The 19,044-nt window shown below is 61.4% G+C and carries 17 protein-coding genes; 7 read left to right on the top strand and 10 right to left on the bottom strand.

What is annotated here, in order from left to right; all coding sequences use genetic code 11:
- Positions 1-42 precede the first annotated feature (42 nt).
- Both OVA07_RS12660 and murI read right to left on the bottom strand, forming a co-directional pair.
- Positions 43-939, bottom strand: a complete 897-nt coding sequence (locus tag OVA07_RS12660) for an MBL fold metallo-hydrolase (RefSeq protein WP_268171791.1) — start codon at positions 937-939, stop codon at positions 43-45.
- 51 nt (positions 940-990) lie between these two features.
- Positions 991-1,824 (bottom strand): glutamate racemase, encoded by an 834-nt coding sequence (gene murI / locus OVA07_RS12655; RefSeq protein WP_268171790.1) that lies wholly within the window; start codon positions 1,822-1,824, stop codon positions 991-993.
- Positions 1,825-1,905: 81 nt separating this feature from the next.
- Here murI and plsY point away from each other — a divergent pair, with 81 nt between their 5' ends.
- The 4 genes from plsY to topA all read left to right on the top strand — a co-directional run bounded on the left by plsY (position 1,906) and on the right by topA (position 7,034).
- The gene (gene plsY, locus OVA07_RS12650; RefSeq protein ID WP_268171789.1) at positions 1,906-2,487 is read left to right on the top strand and encodes a glycerol-3-phosphate 1-O-acyltransferase PlsY; all 582 of its coding nucleotides are present in this window, start codon (positions 1,906-1,908) and stop codon (positions 2,485-2,487) included.
- Positions 2,484-3,602 (top strand): DNA-processing protein DprA, encoded by a 1,119-nt coding sequence (gene dprA, locus OVA07_RS12645; protein WP_268171787.1) that lies wholly within the window; start codon positions 2,484-2,486, stop codon positions 3,600-3,602. The genes plsY and dprA overlap by 4 nt, the downstream gene beginning before the upstream one ends.
- A 25-nt stretch (positions 3,603-3,627) precedes the next feature.
- Positions 3,628-4,302: a glycerophosphoryl diester phosphodiesterase membrane domain-containing protein gene (locus OVA07_RS12640; protein ID WP_268171786.1), complete on the top strand. Its 675-nt coding sequence runs from the start codon at positions 3,628-3,630 to the stop codon at positions 4,300-4,302.
- Between the two features lie 89 nt (positions 4,303-4,391).
- Positions 4,392-7,034: a type I DNA topoisomerase gene (gene topA / locus OVA07_RS12635; protein WP_268171784.1), complete on the top strand. Its 2,643-nt coding sequence runs from the start codon at positions 4,392-4,394 to the stop codon at positions 7,032-7,034.
- Positions 7,035-7,084: 50 nt separating this feature from the next.
- Here the strand turns inward: topA and OVA07_RS12630 are convergent, their stop codons facing one another.
- The 5 genes from OVA07_RS12630 to lepB all read right to left on the bottom strand — a co-directional run bounded on the left by OVA07_RS12630 (position 7,085) and on the right by lepB (position 12,175).
- Positions 7,085-8,644, bottom strand: a complete 1,560-nt coding sequence (locus OVA07_RS12630; protein ID WP_268171783.1) for an ArnT family glycosyltransferase — start codon at positions 8,642-8,644, stop codon at positions 7,085-7,087.
- A gap of 239 nt (positions 8,645-8,883) precedes the next feature.
- Positions 8,884-9,717, bottom strand: coding sequence for an SGNH/GDSL hydrolase family protein (locus tag OVA07_RS12625; protein ID WP_268171782.1), 834 nt, complete (start codon positions 9,715-9,717; stop codon positions 8,884-8,886).
- The gene (gene era, locus OVA07_RS12620) at positions 9,705-10,598 is read right to left on the bottom strand and encodes a GTPase Era (RefSeq protein WP_268171781.1); all 894 of its coding nucleotides are present in this window, start codon (positions 10,596-10,598) and stop codon (positions 9,705-9,707) included. Before era ends, OVA07_RS12625 begins: the two co-directional genes overlap by 13 nt.
- Positions 10,599-10,649: 51 nt before the next feature.
- Entirely contained in the window at positions 10,650-11,366 is a 717-nt protein-coding gene (gene rnc / locus OVA07_RS12615; RefSeq protein ID WP_268172706.1) for a ribonuclease III, read from the bottom strand.
- Entirely contained in the window at positions 11,321-12,175 is an 855-nt protein-coding gene (gene lepB / locus OVA07_RS12610) for a signal peptidase I (RefSeq protein WP_268171779.1), read from the bottom strand. The genes rnc and lepB overlap by 46 nt, the downstream gene beginning before the upstream one ends.
- Before the next feature lie 156 nt (positions 12,176-12,331).
- Here lepB and pgi point away from each other — a divergent pair, with 156 nt between their 5' ends.
- From pgi to OVA07_RS12595, 3 genes are all read left to right on the top strand, one after another.
- Complete coding sequence (gene pgi / locus OVA07_RS12605) at positions 12,332-13,867, top strand: glucose-6-phosphate isomerase (protein WP_268171778.1); 1,536 nt, start codon at positions 12,332-12,334, stop codon at positions 13,865-13,867.
- An 89-nt stretch (positions 13,868-13,956) separates the two neighbouring features.
- Complete coding sequence (gene gorA, locus OVA07_RS12600) at positions 13,957-15,318, top strand: glutathione-disulfide reductase (protein WP_268171777.1); 1,362 nt, start codon at positions 13,957-13,959, stop codon at positions 15,316-15,318.
- Between the two features lie 75 nt (positions 15,319-15,393).
- Positions 15,394-16,410: an NAD-dependent epimerase/dehydratase family protein gene (locus tag OVA07_RS12595; RefSeq protein WP_268171776.1), complete on the top strand. Its 1,017-nt coding sequence runs from the start codon at positions 15,394-15,396 to the stop codon at positions 16,408-16,410.
- Here the strand turns inward: OVA07_RS12595 and OVA07_RS12590 are convergent.
- From OVA07_RS12590 to OVA07_RS12580, 3 genes are all read right to left on the bottom strand, one after another.
- Positions 16,407-17,156 (bottom strand): molybdopterin-binding protein, encoded by a 750-nt coding sequence (locus tag OVA07_RS12590; protein ID WP_268171774.1) that lies wholly within the window; start codon positions 17,154-17,156, stop codon positions 16,407-16,409. The genes OVA07_RS12595 and OVA07_RS12590 overlap by 4 nt on opposite strands.
- On the bottom strand, positions 17,153-17,986 hold the full coding sequence (locus tag OVA07_RS12585; protein WP_268171772.1) for a cytochrome b/b6 domain-containing protein: 834 nt from the start codon (positions 17,984-17,986) through the stop codon (positions 17,153-17,155). Before OVA07_RS12585 ends, OVA07_RS12590 begins: the two co-directional genes overlap by 4 nt.
- A gap of 101 nt (positions 17,987-18,087) precedes the next feature.
- A complete protein-coding gene (locus tag OVA07_RS12580; RefSeq protein WP_268171771.1) occupies positions 18,088-19,044 on the bottom strand; it encodes a phytoene/squalene synthase family protein in 957 nt (318 codons plus the stop codon).

The raw sequence follows: 19,044 nt of genomic DNA, 5'->3' as shown, positions 1-19,044 counted from the left end.
CATTGCCAGTGCCATTTGCGGCATCTATCCGAAAGTGCGTGTTTACGGTGTTGCGCGGCTAAAACCATCGGCTGCGGCGCGCCCTTTCAGCCATTCAGGATCGTGCGAGGGGATCACGACAAGCGCAGAATACCGTGCTTTCAAAGCGTTGATGCCTTTCAGCCATCCGATAACCGCGGGGCGATCTTCTTCCACCATCCAGTCGCTCAACAGGCGGCTGCGCGGGGTGGGCAGATCAAAATTGGCGGCCAGCGACGCGGTATCGCCTGCAAAAAGGTATTCGCGCCCGTTCTGCAGGCGCACATAGATCATCTGCGATGCCGGTGTGTGGCCCGGTGTCTGCACCAGCACCACGCCCGGCGCGATCGCCTGAAGCGGAGCCAGTGGACGCGGCGCAGGCAGGAAACGGGCATTGTCACGCCATAGAGCGGTCATCCCGCGCAGCAGGTCGGGTGACAACACGGCTTTATCGGCAATGGCGCGAAAGCGGGGGTGATCGAGAAAACCGCCGACGTGATCGATGTGTTCATGAGTGAACAGGATCAGCGCGGCCTTGTCCATCCAGGTGTCCACCATCCGGCGGGCTTTGGGATCATATGCGGTAAAGCCCATGGCTTTGGCATCAGGGGGCAGCATGGCGCTGTCGACCACGATGTCGCCTCCGGGGGCCTTTATCCGCCAAACCACGGCAGCTGTCTGGACATGGCGCAGGCCAGTACCTGCGGCCAGAGCGGCACCGGGGGCGCTGCGGCTTGTGACCAGGGCATATTCCAGCGCGGTCGGCCTTTTGCCGGGCACCTTTTCGGCAAGGGTGCGCAACTGGGAAAGATCAATCGTTCGGGCAGGCGTGCCCGATGGCCCGGCATTCACCAGCAGCCAGTAATAGGCCAAAGCAAGCACCAGAACGATCACCGCAAAAGTCTTCGACAACCTGCTCATCAATTCGCCACCCCAAGCGCCCCAACAGGCAGTCCATCAGCCGTTAAGCCGTCAGAATGTGGCGACACGTTCCAGCCCGTGCGCCGCAAGTGTCGAGCCTAGCTGGTCGACGTCGATTCCGCCACGGGTGAACAGGGCCAGATCAGGGATTTTTCGCTGCCAGCGCTGGCCTTGCGTCAGAAAAGCGATGCGGCGGGCGATTCCGTCCGATCCGTCGATGAAGGTGACACCCGGACCGAAGGCCTGCGCCAGTTCATCGCGCACCAGCGGGAAATGGGTGCAGGCAAGGACAACCGTGTCGATCCGGTCGCCATCGGGCATGGCGCGCAGAGCGGCGACCGCGCGGGCGAAGACCGCGGGGTCGACCGGATCGCCGCGCAGTTTGGCTTCGGCAGCAGCCACCAGTTCGGGCGCGCCGTGGCGAAGCAGGCGCTTGTCGGCGGCAAATTCCGCCTCAAGCCGGTCAACATAGGCCTGCCGGATGGTCGCCTGCGTGCCGAGCAGGCCGATCACACCGGTTTTCGTCATCGCGGCGGCGGGTTTGATGGCGGGTACCGTGCCGACGATGGGCACTTCCAGCACATCGCGCACCGATGCCAGCGCGATGGTCGACGCGGTGTTGCAGGCTATGCAGACAAGGCGCGGGTGCAACCGTTCGGTCAACCGCCCCAGCAGGCCCGAAACGCGCGCAGCGATCTGTGCTTCGGTCTTGGCACCATAGGGCAGTCCGGCATTGTCCGCGACATAGATCACCGGGGCCTGGGGCAGGAGGGCGCGCACTTTTGCCAGCACGGAAAGCCCGCCGACGCCCGAATCGAACAGCAGCAGCGGGGCTGCCGGGGCGACCGTTTCTGTGGTGTTCGGACCTGTCGGGAAGCTCGTCATCGCCGGGCTTGTATCGGGAATGGGGGCAAAATGGAAAGTGGCCTCTTCCGTTTTTGCCGCCGGAACGGGTAAGAGCGGGGTGTGGAAACGATCCTGCCCTTGTTCGTCGGCTATTTCATGGGCTGCGTGCCCTTCGGCCTCATCCTCACCCGGTTGACTGGCGCGGGCGATCTGCGCGCGATCGGATCGGGCAATATCGGTGCGACCAATGTGTTGCGCACCGGCAAGAAAGGACTGGCGGCGGCAACGCTGCTGCTCGATCTGGGCAAGGGGCTGGCAGCCGTGCTGGTGGCACGCCATTTCTGGCCGGGGGCCGAACCGCTGGCTGCACTGGCAGCGGTGTTGGGGCACTGCTTTCCCGTCTGGCTGAAATTCAAGGGTGGCAAGGGCGTGGCCACGCTGATGGGCGTGGCGCTGGGCCTCGCCTGGCCGATCGGGCTGGTCTACGCCGTGGTGTGGCTGGGCGTGTTGTTTGCCAGCCGTATATCCTCGCTTGGCGGGATGTGCGCGGCGCTGGCAGCGCCTGTGGCGGCGGTCCTGCTGGGCCATGCCGCTTATGTCCCGGTGCTGGGTCTGCTGGCGCTGCTGGTGCTGTTTCTGCACCGCGAAAACATTGCCCGCCTGCGCGCCGGAACAGAACCCAAGGTTGGCGGCAGGAAGTGAACGGAAGCGCCGCTGTGCCCGCGCTTTCGCAGGGTGAGGCGTTTGCCCGCATCCGGCTGCTGCGTTCACCCAACATCGGTCCGGTCAGCTACCATCAATTGATGCGCCGTTTCGGCACGGGGCAGGCCGCGCTTGCGGCTTTGCCGGATATCGCATCGCGCGGTGGCGGGCGGTATGTCGCCGCAGACGTAGCGCGGATAGAAGCCGAGATCGCGGCGGTGCGCCGGGCCGGTGCGCGCTATCTGTTCCACGACAGCGCGGATTATCCCACGCTTTTGACCGCGCTGGAAAGCCCGCCACCGATCCTGACGGTGCGGGGCGATGCGGCACTGCTGGCACGACCATCGGTGGCGGTGGTAGGTGCGCGCAATGCATCGGCAGCGGCGGTGAAGCTTTCGCGCGATTTTGCCACGGCATTGGCCGGCATGGGCTATGCCGTGATTTCGGGTCTGGCGCGGGGGATTGATTCTGCGGCCCATCGCGGGGCGCTGGCAGGGATGGCCGCAGGCGGGGGCACCGTGGGCGTCATCGCCAGCGGGATCGATATCACTTACCCGCCTGAAAACGCCGAGCTTCAGGAACAGGTCGCCGTCCACGGCTTGCTGATTGCCGAAATGCCGCCGGGCACCGAACCGCTGGCCCGGCACTTTCCCCACCGGAACCGCATCATCGCCGGGCTGGCGACGGGGACGCTGGTAGTGGAAGCCGCGCCAAAATCAGGCTCGCTGATTACGGCAAGGCTGGCGGCAGAGGCAGGGCGCGAGGTGATGGCCATTCCCGGTTCCCCGCTCGATAGCCGTTCTCACGGCTGCAATCAGTTGATCCGCGACGGCGCGATTCTGGTGCAGACGCCTGATGACGTGGCCGAACTGCTGGCAGGTTTTTGTGGAGATCCGCGATCGACCTTTCGCGAAACGGCAGAGGCATTCGCCCCGGATGTGGCAGACGAACCGGCCGATGTGGCAGGCCTGCTGGCGCTGGCGCCGGTGGGTGTCGATGAACTGATCCGGCAGAGCGGGGCCAGCGCGGGCGCGGTGCAGATGGCCTTGCTGGAACTGGAACTTGCAGGCAGGCTGGTGCGCCATGCAGGCGGGCGCGTTTCACTGGCGGGCTAAGCCCATATCAGGCAAAGGAAATGGAATGAGCAGTCAGCAAGGCGTCAGCGCCGGAGCGATTTTTGCCGGTGTGGGCGACGTGGCGATGCGCCATGGCCGGATATGGGGGCTGGCCACGCTGTTCATGGCAGTGGCCTATACCCTCCTTGATCTTGTCCTGCCGGGTGAGGATCTGGGCGCGCTAGCCAGCTTTGTCGGTGGCATCGCCAACTTCTTTGTCACCTATCATGTCACCGAAACCCTGCTGCGCAGCGAAGGGCTGATGTCCACCAGCCAGCGCAATTATGCGTCGGTGTTGGGAGTATCCATCCTGTCGACACTGGGCGCGGGGCTGGGCTTTCTGGTGCTGATCGTGCCGGGCCTGTATCTTTTTGCGCGCTGGTCCATCGCCACGCCGCTGGTAATTGCCGAAGGGCGCAACGCATCGGACGCCATGGCCGAAAGCTGGCGGCGCACCGCATCGTCGGCATGGGCGCTGGTGGCGGTGTTTGCGGTGTATACTCTGGGCGTTGTCGCAATGATCGGGCTGGCGATTACAGGGATCATTTCGGTTGAGAACACGGGGGCCGAAACCGCACCTGCGCTGTTCGTCGGCAATCTCGTCTCCACCTCGCTGGGCATGGTTGCGGTGTTGCTGTCGGTGGCAATCTATCGCGCGCTGGCGGATGACACGTCACGTTATGAAGATGTGTTTGGCTGAACCTGCGGGGCGAATGTGCCGCTTGACGAAGCGGCCCTGCCATCGCCACCCTCGCGCACACGTACACGTAAGGACTGCTTTACCCCGTCATGCAGCTTGTCATTGTAGAATCTCCGGCCAAGGCCAAGACCATCGAAAAGTATCTTGGCCCCGGCTACAAGGTGCTCGCCTCTTACGGCCACATCCGCGATCTTCCGGTGAAGGACGGCTCTGTCCGTCCCGACGAAGATTTTGCGATGGACTGGGAGCTTTACGGCGACAAACAATCGCGCGTGAAGGCCATCACCGATGCTGCCAAAGAAGCCGACAGACTGATCCTGGCGACCGACCCTGATCGCGAGGGTGAGGCAATTTCATGGCATGTCAGAGAGTTGTTGGCTAAACGTCGCGCGCTCCCTAAAGAAGTTGAGCGGGTTACCTTCAACGCCATCACCAAGCAGACGGTGACGGAAGCGATGAAGCGGCCACGCGAACTCGATCAGGATCTGATCGATGCCTATCTGGCCCGGCGTGCGCTGGATTACCTGTTCGGCTTCACCCTGTCGCCAGTGCTGTGGCGCAAGCTGCCGGGGGCGAAATCGGCCGGGCGCGTCCAATCGGTAGCGCTGCGCCTGATCGTTCAGCGTGAGCGTGAGATCGAGGTGTTCCGTTCGCAGGAATACTGGTCGGTCATCGCCCGGCTTGAACAGGCAGGCACCGAATTTGCCGCCCGCCTTGTGAAGTTTGACGGGCAGAAGCTCGACAAGTTGACGCTGGGCGATGAAGGCGCGGCAATGAAGGCCAAGGCACTGGTCGAATCCGCGACGTTCCGCGTGGAAGATGTGGAAACCCGCCCGACCCGCCGCAATCCCTATCCGCCGTTCACGACATCGACGCTACAACAGGAAGCCGCGCGCAAGCTGGGCTTTTCGGCCAGCCACACCATGCGCGTGGCGCAAACGCTGTATGAAGCAGGCGCAATCACCTACATGCGTACCGATGGCGTGCAGATGGACCCCAGCGCTATCTCCGAGGCGCGTAAGGCGATTTCGGACCGGTATGACGGCCACTATCTGCCTGAAAAGCCGCGCCACTATGAAACCAAGGCCAAGAACGCACAGGAAGCGCACGAAGCGATCCGGCCCACCGACTTTGCCAAGGACCGTTACGGTTCGGGGGATGAGGGGCGGCTGTATGACCTGATCTACAAGCGCGCGATGGCCAGCCAGATGGCGTCGGCCAATATCGAACGCACCACGGTTACGCTGCGCGATGGCACCGGCAAGCATGAACTGCGCGCCACCGGCCAGGTGGTGAAGTTCCCCGGATTCCTTGCGGTTTACGAAGAAGGCCGCGATCAGAAACAGGATGCCGAGGACGACGAAAGCGGCCTGCTGCCAGCAATGAACGCGGGCGATACCCCGGCCAAGCGCGGGGTCGACGCGACGCAGCATTTCACCCAGCCTCCGCCGCGCTATTCCGAAGCCAGCCTTGTCAAACGGTTGGAAGAACTGGGCATCGGCCGTCCTTCCACTTATGCCGCAACGCTGCAGGTGCTGAAGGACCGGAACTATGTCCGAACTGAGAAAAACCGTTTCTTTGCAGAGGAGTCGGGCAGGCTTTTAACAGCATTTCTGGAGCGCTTCTTCTCCCGCTACGTCGCCTATGAATTTACGGCGGGCATGGAGGACGAACTCGACAGCGTGTCTGACGGTCGTGCTGAATGGAAGAAGGTGCTGGCCGAATTCTGGCGCGATTTCAAACCCAAGTCAGACGAGGTGATGGAGAAGAAGCCAAGCGAGGTTACCGCCGAGCTTGACGAATTCCTGTCCGACTATCTGTTCCCGCCAAAGGAAGATGGCTCTGATCCGCGCGTCTGCCCCAAGTGCGAGGCCGGACGTCTGGCGCTGCGCGGTGGCCGCTATGGTGCTTTCGTGGCGTGTTCGAACTACCCTGAATGCAAATATACCCGCAAGTTCGCCCAGCCCGGCGGGGCTGATGGCGATGGCGGCGATGAGGGCGAATTGGGCAAGGACCCGATCAGCGGGCTGGAAGTGGTGCGCAAGACAGGGCGCTTCGGGCCATACATCCAGTTGGGTGATGGCAAGGAAGCCAAACGCGCGTCGATTCCCAAGGACATTGGTGAGCTTGATCTGGAATGGGCGCTGAAACTGTTGTCACTGCCGCGCACAGTAGGCGTGCATCCGGAAAGCGGGAAGGATATCACTGCAAGTATAGGGCGTTACGGCCCATACCTTGCACATGATGGTAAGTATGCCCGCCTGAAAGCCACTGCCGAGGTGTTTGAAACCGGCATGAATGCTGCCGTCATGCTACTGGCAGCTGCCGCTGCGGGGGCAGGGGCGCGTGGCAGCCGGACAGCGGCAGAACCGCTGAAGGTGTTTGGCGCGCACCCTACGTCCGGCGGCGAAATCAAGCTGATGGCGGGGCGTTATGGGCCTTATGTCACCGATGGAACGACCAATGCCACACTGCCCAAGGACAAGCAGCCTGAAACGCTGACGCTGGAAGAAGCGATAGTCCTGATTAACGAGCGTGAGGCGAAGGGACCGGCCAAGGGCAAGAAGGGCGCAAAGAAAGCTGCACCCAAAAAAGCCGCACCGAAGAAGGCCGCCGGTAAGGCCGAAGACGGTGAGAAGAAAGCCGCGCCAAAGAAGGCTCCGGCAAAAAAGGCCGCAGCCAAAAAGCCGGCAACCAAAAAAGCCCCGGCGAAAGAGACAGGCGCAGACTGACGATCTGGCTGGCAGCACCCCGTTCAGGTGTGTGCTGCCAGCGCCTGATCTTAACGCTGTGCAAGCACGGGTTGCGGTGCAGGACGCAACCGGTAGAGCCAGTATTCCCGCGTTCCCAGCGTATAAGTGGCAAAGCGCTGGTACTCCTGCGCCAGCGTTGCACTGACCACGCGGCGGGTTTCCTTGTTCGGCAGGTACAGCTTGGTCGGCGCCCACATCAGCACAACTTCGGGTTTGCTGGCCAGGATCTTGCGGGTTTCGTTGACCGGGTCGACCCCGACGGCCTTGGCTTCCACGAATGTGTTCAGATGGTTGGGGAATATTCTTGCGGTTGGAACGCAGGAGTTGATGGTGCGATAAAACGCCAGTTCGCCTTCATAGATGTAAAGGCAACCGTCGCGCATCTCGCGGCGGATCAGCCCGCTCATTTCTTCAAACTGGGCGGCAGTACCGTGGCGCCACACCTGATATGCAGGCACGGTCACGCTGGCCACTGCGCCAAACCCCAAAAGAAACCGACCATAGCCGCGTTCGGATGGTGCAAGTCTGGCCAGTGCCGGCGCGGCCAGCACGCACAACGGCACCAAAAGCGGCGCAACATAGTGATCGTACCATGTGCCAAACAGCAGGAAGCCGAGACATGCGGCAAGGCCCCATACGATCAGCACGCCGTGCGAGCGAGGATGGATGCCGCCGCGCGTATCGAACATTTTTGGCGCACGAAAGATTGCCAGCCAGAACGGCAGCAATGCCGCGACTTCCTTGGTCAGTCGCCACGGGGCTTTCCAGCCATCGGATTCACGCCCGAACACCGAAACGAAATTGGCATAGATGAAGGCATCCAACTGGCCGATCCCGGCATACCACGCCATGGCAGCCAGCGTGGGCAACAGTGCCACGCCCATCCACAGCAGGGCCACACCGGCCAGTTTGCGCCATGACCAGACATCGGCATATCCGCGCGATAGCAGGATCAGGCCAAAGGCCATGCCTTCGAAAACAACGGTATATTTGATCTGGATGGCCAGGCCCAGCAGCAGCATGACCAGCGCGCCGCGCCGGACCAGCCCGTGGTCTTCGTTGCGTTTTACGGTCTGCACCAGAGCCAGCGCGGCCAGCGCCACCAGCAGGTTATAGAAGACCGGTGCCTGCCCCATTGCGGCGTTGAATGCGGGCAGGAACAGAAGATAGGCAACGCCTGCCTGCCATGCCGCGGTGGGCGAAGCGATTTCGCGGGCAAGGCGGGCGATGACCATTGCAGTGCCCACCATCGCCGCCACAGCGCCTGCCTGATATGCCAGCACCGGGTCTCCGGGGATGGCTGCCAGAATATAGTAGATCAGGAACAGGCCAATCGGCTTGCGGTCCCAGATGTCGACATAGGGCAAGGCACCCTCGCGCATCCGTTCGGCGACGAACAGATAGAACTGTTCGTCGATGTGTATGATCGGGTTGCCCAGAAGAAAACTGCGGGTGATGAGCGCGAGGCCGAGATAGGCAAGCGCCGTGGCCAGCCAATCGGGAATCCGCACGGGCTGAAATAGAGCGGCGGCGCGAACTGGCATTGGCCGGGGCAAAACTGCGACAGCAGCGATTGCGCGGGCAGTCACTGGCGGCACTTCCGGGGACGTATCGGACGTCCGCGCTGGAGTGACACCGCCTGAATTTCGCATGCACGCGCTCCGTTTTTTGCAAATCTCAGGTCATTAACGAACGAGCCTGCAGGTTCCTTTGGCGGCGCTAAGCGTTTTTGATGAATATGAACTGGCAGCGCAAATACCTAGTTGGTGCGCTGCAAAAAATCAGGACAAAGCGTTCCTTGCGTGCGGTGAGCTGTGTTTAGGTGCCGTCATCGCAAAAAACGCGCAAGAGCATCCGCTGCGGCCCGATGGCCCAATTTGTTGGGGTGAATGGGTATGCCGTCGCCCTCTGGTGCTTTCATGCCGTTGCTCCATGGGGTGGCTGAGCAGGGGGCGTGGCGGCGCGACAAGCGCGAAAACTTGAACACCTCAGCCCCTTCTTCACGCGCAACCTTTGCCGTCAGCGCGGCAAGGCGAGTGGCAGCCTTCCGGCTTTCTGCCAGTCGTTCAGGTGCAATCGCCACGTCTGCGCAGCCCGGTTTTTCGGGCAGGACAGTGATATAGTCGACGAACACAACGCGGGCTTCGGGCGCGCGACGACGCACTTCGCGCACGATCTGGCGCATTCGTGCTTCATCAGCCTGCCACACGTCATCGCCGATGTTGCGCCATTTCTGGCAGCGCGGATCGGGGGTGGCCATCTTTTCGCAAGCAGCAGCAAAAATGTTGCCGACGAAGGCAACATCGTTACCGCCAATGGTGATGGTCACCAGCCGCGCGCTGGCATCCACAGCTTCGATCTGCGGCGGCACTTCGTTCCACGGGCCAAGCACATGTTCGGTGGTAGCTCCGCTGCAGGTGGCATCCACCAGGTTCAGCTTCAGCTTTGCGGCGAGCAGGTTGGGATAGTTCAGCGTGCCGCGACCGCAGCGGGCAGGGGTGCCTGGCGTATTCGGCCCGACGCCCGGCCCGGCGGCAAACGAACTGCCCAGCGCGACATAGCGCGCGCCTTGGGGAACCTTGGGTGCTTTGGCGCCAACCTGCGCCGATGCCAGCGCGACGATAGCGGCCAACGCGGCCCGCCCAAGCTTCACTTTACCCATTCCAGCCCGATTTCCTCATAGATTTCCTTGGCATCGGCCCAGCGTTCATCCACCTTTACGTGCAGGAACAGGTGGACTTTCACCTCCAGCAATTCGGCTAGCTCCTTGCGTGAAGCTTCGCCAATCGCCTTGATCTTCGCGCCGCCCTTGCCCAGCACGATGGGGCGCTGGCTTTCGCGCGAGATCACGATCTGCTGATGGATTTCGACCGATCCATCCTTGCGGTGCAGATACTTTTCAGGCCGCACCGTGCTGTCATAGGGCAGTTCGTCGTGAAGCTGGCGGTAAAGCTGTTCGCGCGTGATTTCTGCCGCCATCAGACGTTCACTGGCGTCAGATACCTGATCTTCAGGGTAATGCCATGCGGCTTCGGGCATCAGTTCGGCCAGCCGCTTCTTCAGTTCGGGCACGCCATCGCCGGTCAGCGCGGAAATGAAGAACACTTCGTCAAAGGATGCTTCGCCGGTTAAGGCTTCGGCGGCGATCAGCAGTGGTTCCTTTGGCGTTGAGTCCACTTTGTTCAGCACCAACAGCTTGCGCTCCGGGCGGTCTTTCAGGCTGGCAAGGATCGGTTCGAGATAGTCGCGCTTCTTCTTGCGGGCATCGACCACCAGCAGGATGGCGTCAGCTTCATGCGCGCCATCCCAAGCCGCGCTGACCATGGCGCGGTCAAGCCGGCGCTTGGGTTCGAACAGGCCGGGCGTGTCGGCCAGAATGATCTGGGCTTCACCTTCCAATGCAATGCCCATCAGCCGCGCGCGCGTGGTCTGCGCCTTGGCCGATACGATCGCCACTTTTTGGCCCACCAGCGCGTTTACAAGGGTGGACTTGCCCGCATTCGGCGCGCCCAGCACGGCGATGAGGCCACATTTCTCGGTCATGTTCTGAAAATCTCTGTCAATGTAATAGAGGTAGTATAGGCCAAATCACCGTCAGGCATAAGCCTGCATGAACGCTTTGGCCGCCGCCGTTTCGGCTTCCTGCTTGCTCGATCCACGCGCGCTGGCTTCGCCGACGCCTTTGATCTCTACCGACACGGTGAAGGTGGCGGCATGGTCCGGCCCTTCGCGCGTGACCAGGGTATAGACCGGTGGTTTGCGCCGGTTGCCCGCGGCCCATTCCTGCAAGGCCGCCTTGGGATGCTTGCGCTGTCCGGTGCCGGATTCCATGGGCTGGTGCCACAGCTTGCGCACGAAGGTCCGTGCCGCATCGAAGCCCCGTTCGACGAACAGCGCGCCGATCAGCGCTTCCATCACGTCGCCCAGAATATTGTCACTTTCCTTGCCGCCATCGTCGCGGGCCTGTTTGCCCAGCCGGATATGCGGTGGCAGGGCAATGGCGCGCGCCACGTCGGCACAGGTTTCGCGCGCTACCAGCGCGTTCAACCGCTGCGACAGCTTGCCTTCGGCGGCATCGCTTTTTTCATAAAGCCAGTCCGCGATGACCAGCCCCAGCACGCGGTCGCCCAGAAACTCCAGCCGCTGGTAATCGCGCGCCTCGCCCATCGACCCATGCGTCAGCGCATCGGCCCACAGTTCGGCACGCGCGGGCGCAGCGCCGGTCAGCGCGGCGATATAGATTGCGGCATCGGATGAAAGCGCGGTCAGAACGTGCCCCCGATCCGGTTCCAGCGGGCGGCAGTGAACCATGTCCATGGCAGCAGCCAGTTGGCGCTGCCATCGGTGGACCACATCATCACGGTGGCACGCCCCACAAGGTTTTCCTGTGGCACCAGCCCAATGCCTGCGCCCTCCATGGCGGGGAAGCGGCTGTCCATCGAATTGTCACGGTTGTCGCCCATCAGGAACATCTCGCCTTCTGGCACCACGACCGGCGGCGTATCGTCCTGCGGGCGATAGCCAAGGTCGAGCACGTTATAGGTGCGGCCTTCGGGCAGGGTTTCACGATACTGCGGATAATGGCAGGTCTGTGCGCCGTCCTTTTCGGTCACCGCGAATTCGGCGGAAAGGCAGTCGGTGTTCGGCGTGACTGGGATCACGAAATCTTCGATCCGCTGTTTGGGCACGATCTTGCCGTTAAGGTGCAGCACCCCGCCGATCATCTGCACGGTATCACCGGGCAGGCCGATCACCCGCTTGATATAGTCGACATCGTTGCCCGGCGGCGCCTTGAAGATCACCACATCGCCGCGCGTGGGTTGACCCGCCATGATCCGGCCGGGGATCAGCGGCGCGCTGAACGGCAGCGAATACTTGCTGAAACCATAGGGCCACTTGGCTGCCAGCAGGTAATCCCCATTTTCCAGCCGGGGCAACATCGATTCCGAAGGGATGTTGAACGGCGCGAAAATGAAGCTGCGGAAGATCGCCACCACCAGCACCAGCTTTATCAGGAAGACCGGAAAGCTGTCCTCCTTCTTCTCCTTCTTTACCGGAGAGGCATCAGGCGCTTGGGGGGCAGGGCTTGCTTCGGGCGTGTCGTTCATCGTCGCGGTCATGTTGCTCGCAAAGCCCTTCGTCAAGTGTGTTATTTGCATAATACAGGCCACGAAATACGTCTGCAAATCTTGCGCGCGGCTGAACAGGCGCTTGGCGGCACGGGTTCCAGCGGGCATTAAGGCCATTACGCAGATGCGAAATGAAAGAGGTTTGTGATGACGGTTGGGCAAGCGGACACGTTCTGGACAGCGCTCGAAGGGCTTCCCCGGCCCACGCTGAAGGATCTTTTTGCCGATCCGGCCCGGCTCGACACATATGCCACCACGCTCGATCTGCCCGGCGGGCCGATTCGGTTTGACTGGTCGAAGACCCACCTTTCGGTTGAGGTCGAGGCGCTGCTTGGTTCCATCGCCTCCGTCATGGATTTCGAAGGGCGCCGCGCCGCGCTGATCGAAGGTGAAAAGATCAACAACACCGAAGGCCGCGCGGCTGAACACACCGCCCAGCGCGGCGTGGGCAAGGACAGCAGCGTCGAAGAAGCGCAAGCGCTGCACGCACGAATGCAGATGCTGGTCGACGCGATCCACGAAGGCGCGCTGGGCGAGGTGAAAAGCCTGATCCACATCGGCATTGGCGGTTCCGCACTCGGCCCGGCGCTGGCGATCGACGCGCTGACCCGCGATGGTGCAAAGGTCGCCGTCCATGTCGTGTCTAATATTGATGGTTGCGCGCTGCAGGCCGCGATCGAAGCTTGCGATCCCGAAACCACGCTGATCGCGGTTGCATCCAAAACCTTCACCACCACCGAAACCATGACCAATGCCCTTTCGGCGCTGGAATGGCTGCGCGAAAGCGGCGTCAGCGATCCTTATGGCCGTGTGATTGCGCTTACCGCATCGCCGGAAAAGGCCGTGGAATGGGGTGTTGATGAAACCCGCGTACTGCCATTTTCCGAAACCGTCGGCGGGCGCTATTCGCTGTGGTCATCCATCGGCTTTCCGGTCGCCATGGCGCTGGGCTGGCAGGGTTTTGCCGAATTTCTTGATGGCGCAGCGGCAATCGACCGGCATTTTGTCGATGCCGACCTGAACGAAAACGTCGTCGTGCGCGCGGCCTTTGCCGACCTGTATTATACGCAGGTGCGCGGGTGCCAGACACGTGCGGTGTTCGCCTATGACGAACGCCTTGCCCTGCTGCCCGACTATCTCCAGCAGCTTGAAATGGAATCAAACGGAAAGCAGGTTCTGGCCGATGGAACACCGCTCACCCGCGCCAGTGCGCCGGTTACCTGGGGCGGCGTCGGCACTGATGCGCAGCACGCGGTATTCCAGCTTCTGCATCAGGGCACGCATCTGATCCCGGTGGATTTCCTTGCCGTCATCGTGCCGGGCCATGATCTTGATTCCGCCCACCACCACATCCTGTTGTCCAACTGCTTTGCCCAAGGCGCTGCACTGATGGCGGGCAAGGCGTCTGACGATGGCGCGCGCGCCTATCCGGGTGATCGCCCCTCAGCCACGATCCTGTGCGACGATCTCAACCCCGCCACGCTGGGCGCGCTGATCGCGTTCCACGAACACCGCACTTTCGTTTCGGCGGCGATGCTGGGCATCAACCCGTTCGATCAGTTCGGCGTGGAACTGGGCAAGGCCATTGCCAAGCAGATCGACGCGGGCGGTGGCGAAGGATTCGATCCTTCGACCGAAGCCTTGCTGGCGCTGGCCGGTATCGGCGCAGGCATTGGCGGTTGATCGTTCGCCACCCTAACAAAAATTGATAAAAGCGTCTGGTCTTGGCCAAGGCCAGACGCCATATGCGCTGTTCGCGACAGGAGCAGGTTATGGCTGAGCAGGAATACGACTACGACCTTTTCGTGATTGGCGCAGGGTCGGGCGGCGTTCGCGCCAGCCGTATTGCCGCCAGCCATGGCGCGCGCGTGGCCGTGGCCGAAGAGTTTCGGGTGGGCGGCACCTGCGTCATCCGTGGCTGTGTGCCCAAAAAGCTGCTGGTCTATGGATCGCACTTTGCCGAAGAGCTTCAGGACGCCGCCAACTATGGCTGGACGGTCGAAAAGATGACGTTCGACTGGCCGACGTTACGTGACGCTGTGTCCAAGGATGTCGACCGGCTCAACACTGCCTACACAAACACGCTCGAAAACAACAAGGTCGAACGCTACCTTGAACGCGCGACGATCACCGGGCCGCACAGCGTCAAACTGGCGGATAGCGGACGCGAGATTACCGCCCGCTACATCCTTGTCGCCACCGGCGCATGGCCGGTCATGCCGGAATTTGCGGGCAACGAACATTGCATCACCTCGAACGAAGTGTTCCATCTGGAAACCATGCCGCGCCGCGTTGTTATCAGCGGGGCGGGCTATATCGCGATGGAGTTCGCAGGCATCTTCAACGCGCTGGGCAGTCACGTAACGGTGGTCAACCGCAGCGAGACGTTGCTGCGCGGCTATGATGCATCGATGCGCGACCGTCTGCTGCAGATCACCATGGCGCGCGGTATCGAATACAAGTTCAACTGCCCGTTCGAAAAGGTTGAGAAGCAGGAAGATGGCACGTTCCATGTTTTCCTGAAAGGACAGCCCGATCCGCTGGTGGCCGACGTGGTGCTGGTTGCCACGGGCCGCCGTCCCAAGACCGATGGGCTTGGCCTTGAAAACGCCGGTATCACGCTGGGCGCGCGGGGCGAAATTCCCGTGGACGACACCGCAAAAACCGCCTGCGATAGCATCTTTGCTGTTGGTGACGTAACGGACCGTGTGCAGCTTACCCCCATCGCCATTCGCGAAGGGCAGGCCTTTGCCGACCGGGTGTTTGCGGGCAAGGACACCAAAATCAACTATGACTGCATCCCCAGCGCGGTATTCTCGCAGCCGCCGCTGGCAGGCGTCGGGCTGACCGAGGCGCAGGCGCGCGAAGCCTTTGGGTCAAACATCAAAGTCTATTCGTCGGACTTCCGCCCCATGAAGAACATCTTCGGCCATCGCCCCGAACGCGGGCTGTACAAGATGATCGTCGACGCCACGACCGAGAAGGTGCTGGGCATCCACATGATCGGTCCCGAAGCGCCCGAAATTCTTCAGGCGGCGGCTATCGCGGTCAAGGCCGGGCTGACCAAGGCGGACTTTGACGCTACGGTCGCACTGCATCCGTCCATGGCTGAAGAACTGGTGCTGATGCGCTGATTGCGCAAACTGCCGTTACGTGACACTCTCCTCCCGTCATCGGCCCCGGTCATCGGCCAAAAGGGGGAGAGTACCATGGCGGACAAGGTTCTGGTCACTGGCGGCAGCGGCTACATTGCCGGTTTCCTGATCCGGCAATTGCTCGATCAAGGCTGGCTGGTTCACACCACCGTTCGTACCCCCGCGCGTGAGGCAGAACTGCGCGCCGTGCTGGGTGGTTCGCCGGCAACCCTGCGCTTTTTCACCGCTGACCTTATGGCCGATTCCGGGTGGGCCGATGCCATGGCTGGGTGCAGCCATGTTGCCCATGTCGCCTCGCCATTTTCGACACAGCCCCCGCGCCACGAAGATGATCTGATCGTTCCGGCACGCGAAGGCGTCTTGCGTGCGTTACGTCACGCACATGCTGCGGGGGTGCGGCGCTTTGCCCAGACGTCTTCGGTTGCCGCCGTGGCCTATGGCCATGGAAAAGGGCAGCACCTGTTCACCGAAACCGACTGGACCGACCTGAGTGGGCCGGATGTCTATGCTTACGTCAAGTCCAAGACCGTTGCTGAACGCGCTGCGCGGGAATGGGTCGCGGTGCAGGGCGGCGCAATGGAATTTGTCAGCGTCAACCCGTCTGTCGTGCTCGGCCCCGTGTGGGGTGCGGACATTTCGCCTTCGATAGAAGTGGTCAAGCAGTTGCTTTCAGGGGCAATTCCCGGTTGCCCTGACTTGGGCTTCGGCTTGGTGGATGTGCGTGACGTAACGGACTTGCATATCCGCGCCCTGACCACGCCGGGGCTGGCCAACGAACGCTTCATCGCTTCCGGGCCGTTCCTCAAGATCGTCGAGATCGCGCATATCCTGAAAAGCGGCATGGGCCATCACGGCCGCAAGGTGCCGATACGCCAGTTGCCGGATTGGCTGGTCAGAACCGTCGCCTTGGTCAACCCGATGCTCCGTCAGGTAACGGGCGAACTGGGCAATGTGCGTGCCGCAAGTTCCGACCGCGCCAGGCAGCGCCTTGGCTGGCAAATGCGGCCGGTGGAACAAACGATACTGGATTGTGCGCGCAGTCTGATCGACCGCGGCGTGGTCAAAATCTAGATTCCGGCATACCACTGGTAACCGGAATGGTCCTCCCAATAGCCGCCCTTGCCGCCGTGCAGCCCCGTCAGCGTTGCCACGGCCTCGATCTTCATCACGTATTTTGCCTGTTTGTATCCAAGCTGTCGCTCAACCCGCAGACGGACTGGCGCGCCGTGGGGCACTGACAGAGGCTGACGGTTCATGGTGTGGGCAAGGATTGTCTGCGGGTGGAGCGCATCCACCATATCGATGCTTTCGTAATAGGGAAAACCTGAGAAATCATCTGCACAATGAAAGACAATATACTGTGCTTTAGAGGAAATCCCTGCATAGCGCAAAAGTGGCCCAAGAGGTGTCCCGGTCCATTCCCCGATGGCGCTCCACCCCTCGACACAGTCATGCCGGGTGATTTGGGTGCGCTGCGGTCCGGCGCGAAGCTGGGCAAGTGACAGCGAAAGCGGACGCGCGACCAAGCCGCCCACCTCCAATCTCCAGTCCGCGAACCCATTGGCCATATGCGCTGTATAAGCGGGCGCGGCAGGCAGGCGATTGCCGTTGACGCGGAAGCGTGGGGACAGGTCGGCGCGGGTGAATTCAGGGGCAAGGGCGTTACGGTCTGTAACGAGACGCTGTCCGCTGAGTGTGGCTTTTTCCCCTAAAGTCAGTATCTTGCGAACTGCTGGAGATTGCGTTACGCGGTCACAGGCAGATGCCATCAGGCCAGCACCAGCGATCAGAGCGTTGCGACGGGTAATCAGCGTCATGCCGTGGCTCCGGCGCGGGAAGCGGGCGGGCGATACCAGCCTGTTACCATCGATCGCAGTTCATTTATCGGTCCTGCTAGAACGACCATCACAAGATGGATGAAGATGAACAGGCAAAATCCTGATGCGCAAAGAAAATGTATAGATCGCGCGGATTGTCTGCCGCCAAAAATGTCCAGCAGTACCGGAAACGCGGCATTGAGTGCGGGCGACATGGTTAACCCGGTGAGTACCACCAATGGGATCAGAATAACTATAACGCCAAGATAAGCAATTTTTTGCAAGGGGTTATATGCTATTCCTGAACCATTAACGGAGAAATGAAGGCGAGCATGTTGCTTCACATCATGCCACAGGTTCACCGGCTTCCATTCTTCGCGCACTGGCAGAAGATCGTTTTTCAAATGTTTGGAAAAAATAGAATAAATTGCATAGGTCGCAAACGATATGACGAGCACCCATGCGAAAAAGAAGTGCCACTGTCGCCCTTCGGCAAGGCTGTAATAGCCCGGTAGTGTCACCAGAGGAGGCAGAGCGCGAATTGAATGTTCGGTATATCCGATAATGCCGGTGGTCGGGATTTCGAACCCGCCAAGGTTCAGAAACCCCTCGGTCCCGCGCCGTCCGATAACCAGCCAAGCATGGTCGTAATTGGCGCCATAGTCTCCCCAATACAGCCGGGGGTGCGCATTGAAGATGGTTGCCCCGCTCATCAGCATGATGAACACGGTCAGGGCGTTGATCCAGTGCCAGATCCGGACCGGCAGACGGGTGCGATAGACCAGTCCAGGGGTATTCTGCAACGTAACGGGTGGCACATCAGCTTCCACGTCGACGCTCCCTCTCCGAACCCTGATTGTGCCACGCGCTCGTGGCTTCGCAAACCGTAAATCGGGTGGGGCAGGTCGCTTTAGGTGCTTTTAGGTGCCGTTCAGCGCCGTGACAGTGCGATCAGGTCAATTCTGCTGTATTTTCGGGCACTTGCAGCCGCAATGCAGGACCGTGGAACGGGCCGTAACGCCGCCCATGCTGCTTTACCGATAAATCCCAGCTTACGACCGTTACTAACGACGGTGCGGTGGTCCCACGCATGATCGCCACGGCGGGCGACCTCACGCGCGATTTCTCCATATATGCCTGCAGCTGACAGCACCGCCCAACGCTGACGGGGTTGAAGCCGCGCGGCGCCGATCCGCGCAGAACATTCATGAATATGGGCGGCATCACACATCCGGGCAACGATCCGGGTAAGTGCTGGTCGGTAATGCGGCTTCATCTGCTCGCCCGGCGGAATGCCTTCATCAGCCAGCCAATCCATTGGAATATAGCAACGATCCGCCGCATCATCCTCTTCCACATCACGGGCGATATTGGCGAGCTGGAAGGCAAGGCCAAGGTCGCAGGCGCGGTCCAGCGTGTCGGCATCATCGGGCGAAACCCCCATGACCACGGCCATCATCACCCCCACGGCCCCCGCGACATGCCAGCAATAGCGCATGAGGTCGGCCTCGGAATGGGGCTGCCATTGCGTGGCATCCAGCGCGAAACCATCAATCACCGCGCCCGCCATGTCGAGCGTCAGCCCGGTTTCGCGGGCAACAAGGCCCAGCGCATCGAACGCTGGATCCCCGGTTTCCCGGCCCGTGAACGCGAGTGTGGTCTTTTCGCGCACCAGTAGCAATCGCTCAGCCGCGCCGTCCTGCGGCCCAAGCGCGCCGCCGTGGTCCTGCGCGTCGATGATGTCGTCACAGCGACGGCACCAGGCATAGAGCAACCACACCCGCTCGCGCGTTTCGCGGTCGAACAGATGGCTGGCGGCAGCGAAGCTTTTCGAGCCTTTAAGGATCGACTGGCGAGCGTTAGTAACGAGATCTGCGCGCGACAGCAT

Source organism: Novosphingobium sp. SL115 (assembly GCF_026672515.1).
Lineage (GTDB): Bacteria > Pseudomonadota > Alphaproteobacteria > Sphingomonadales > Sphingomonadaceae > Novosphingobium.
The sequence above is the reverse complement of the archived record's forward strand: the minus strand, read 5'-3'. Positions and strand labels throughout refer to the sequence as shown.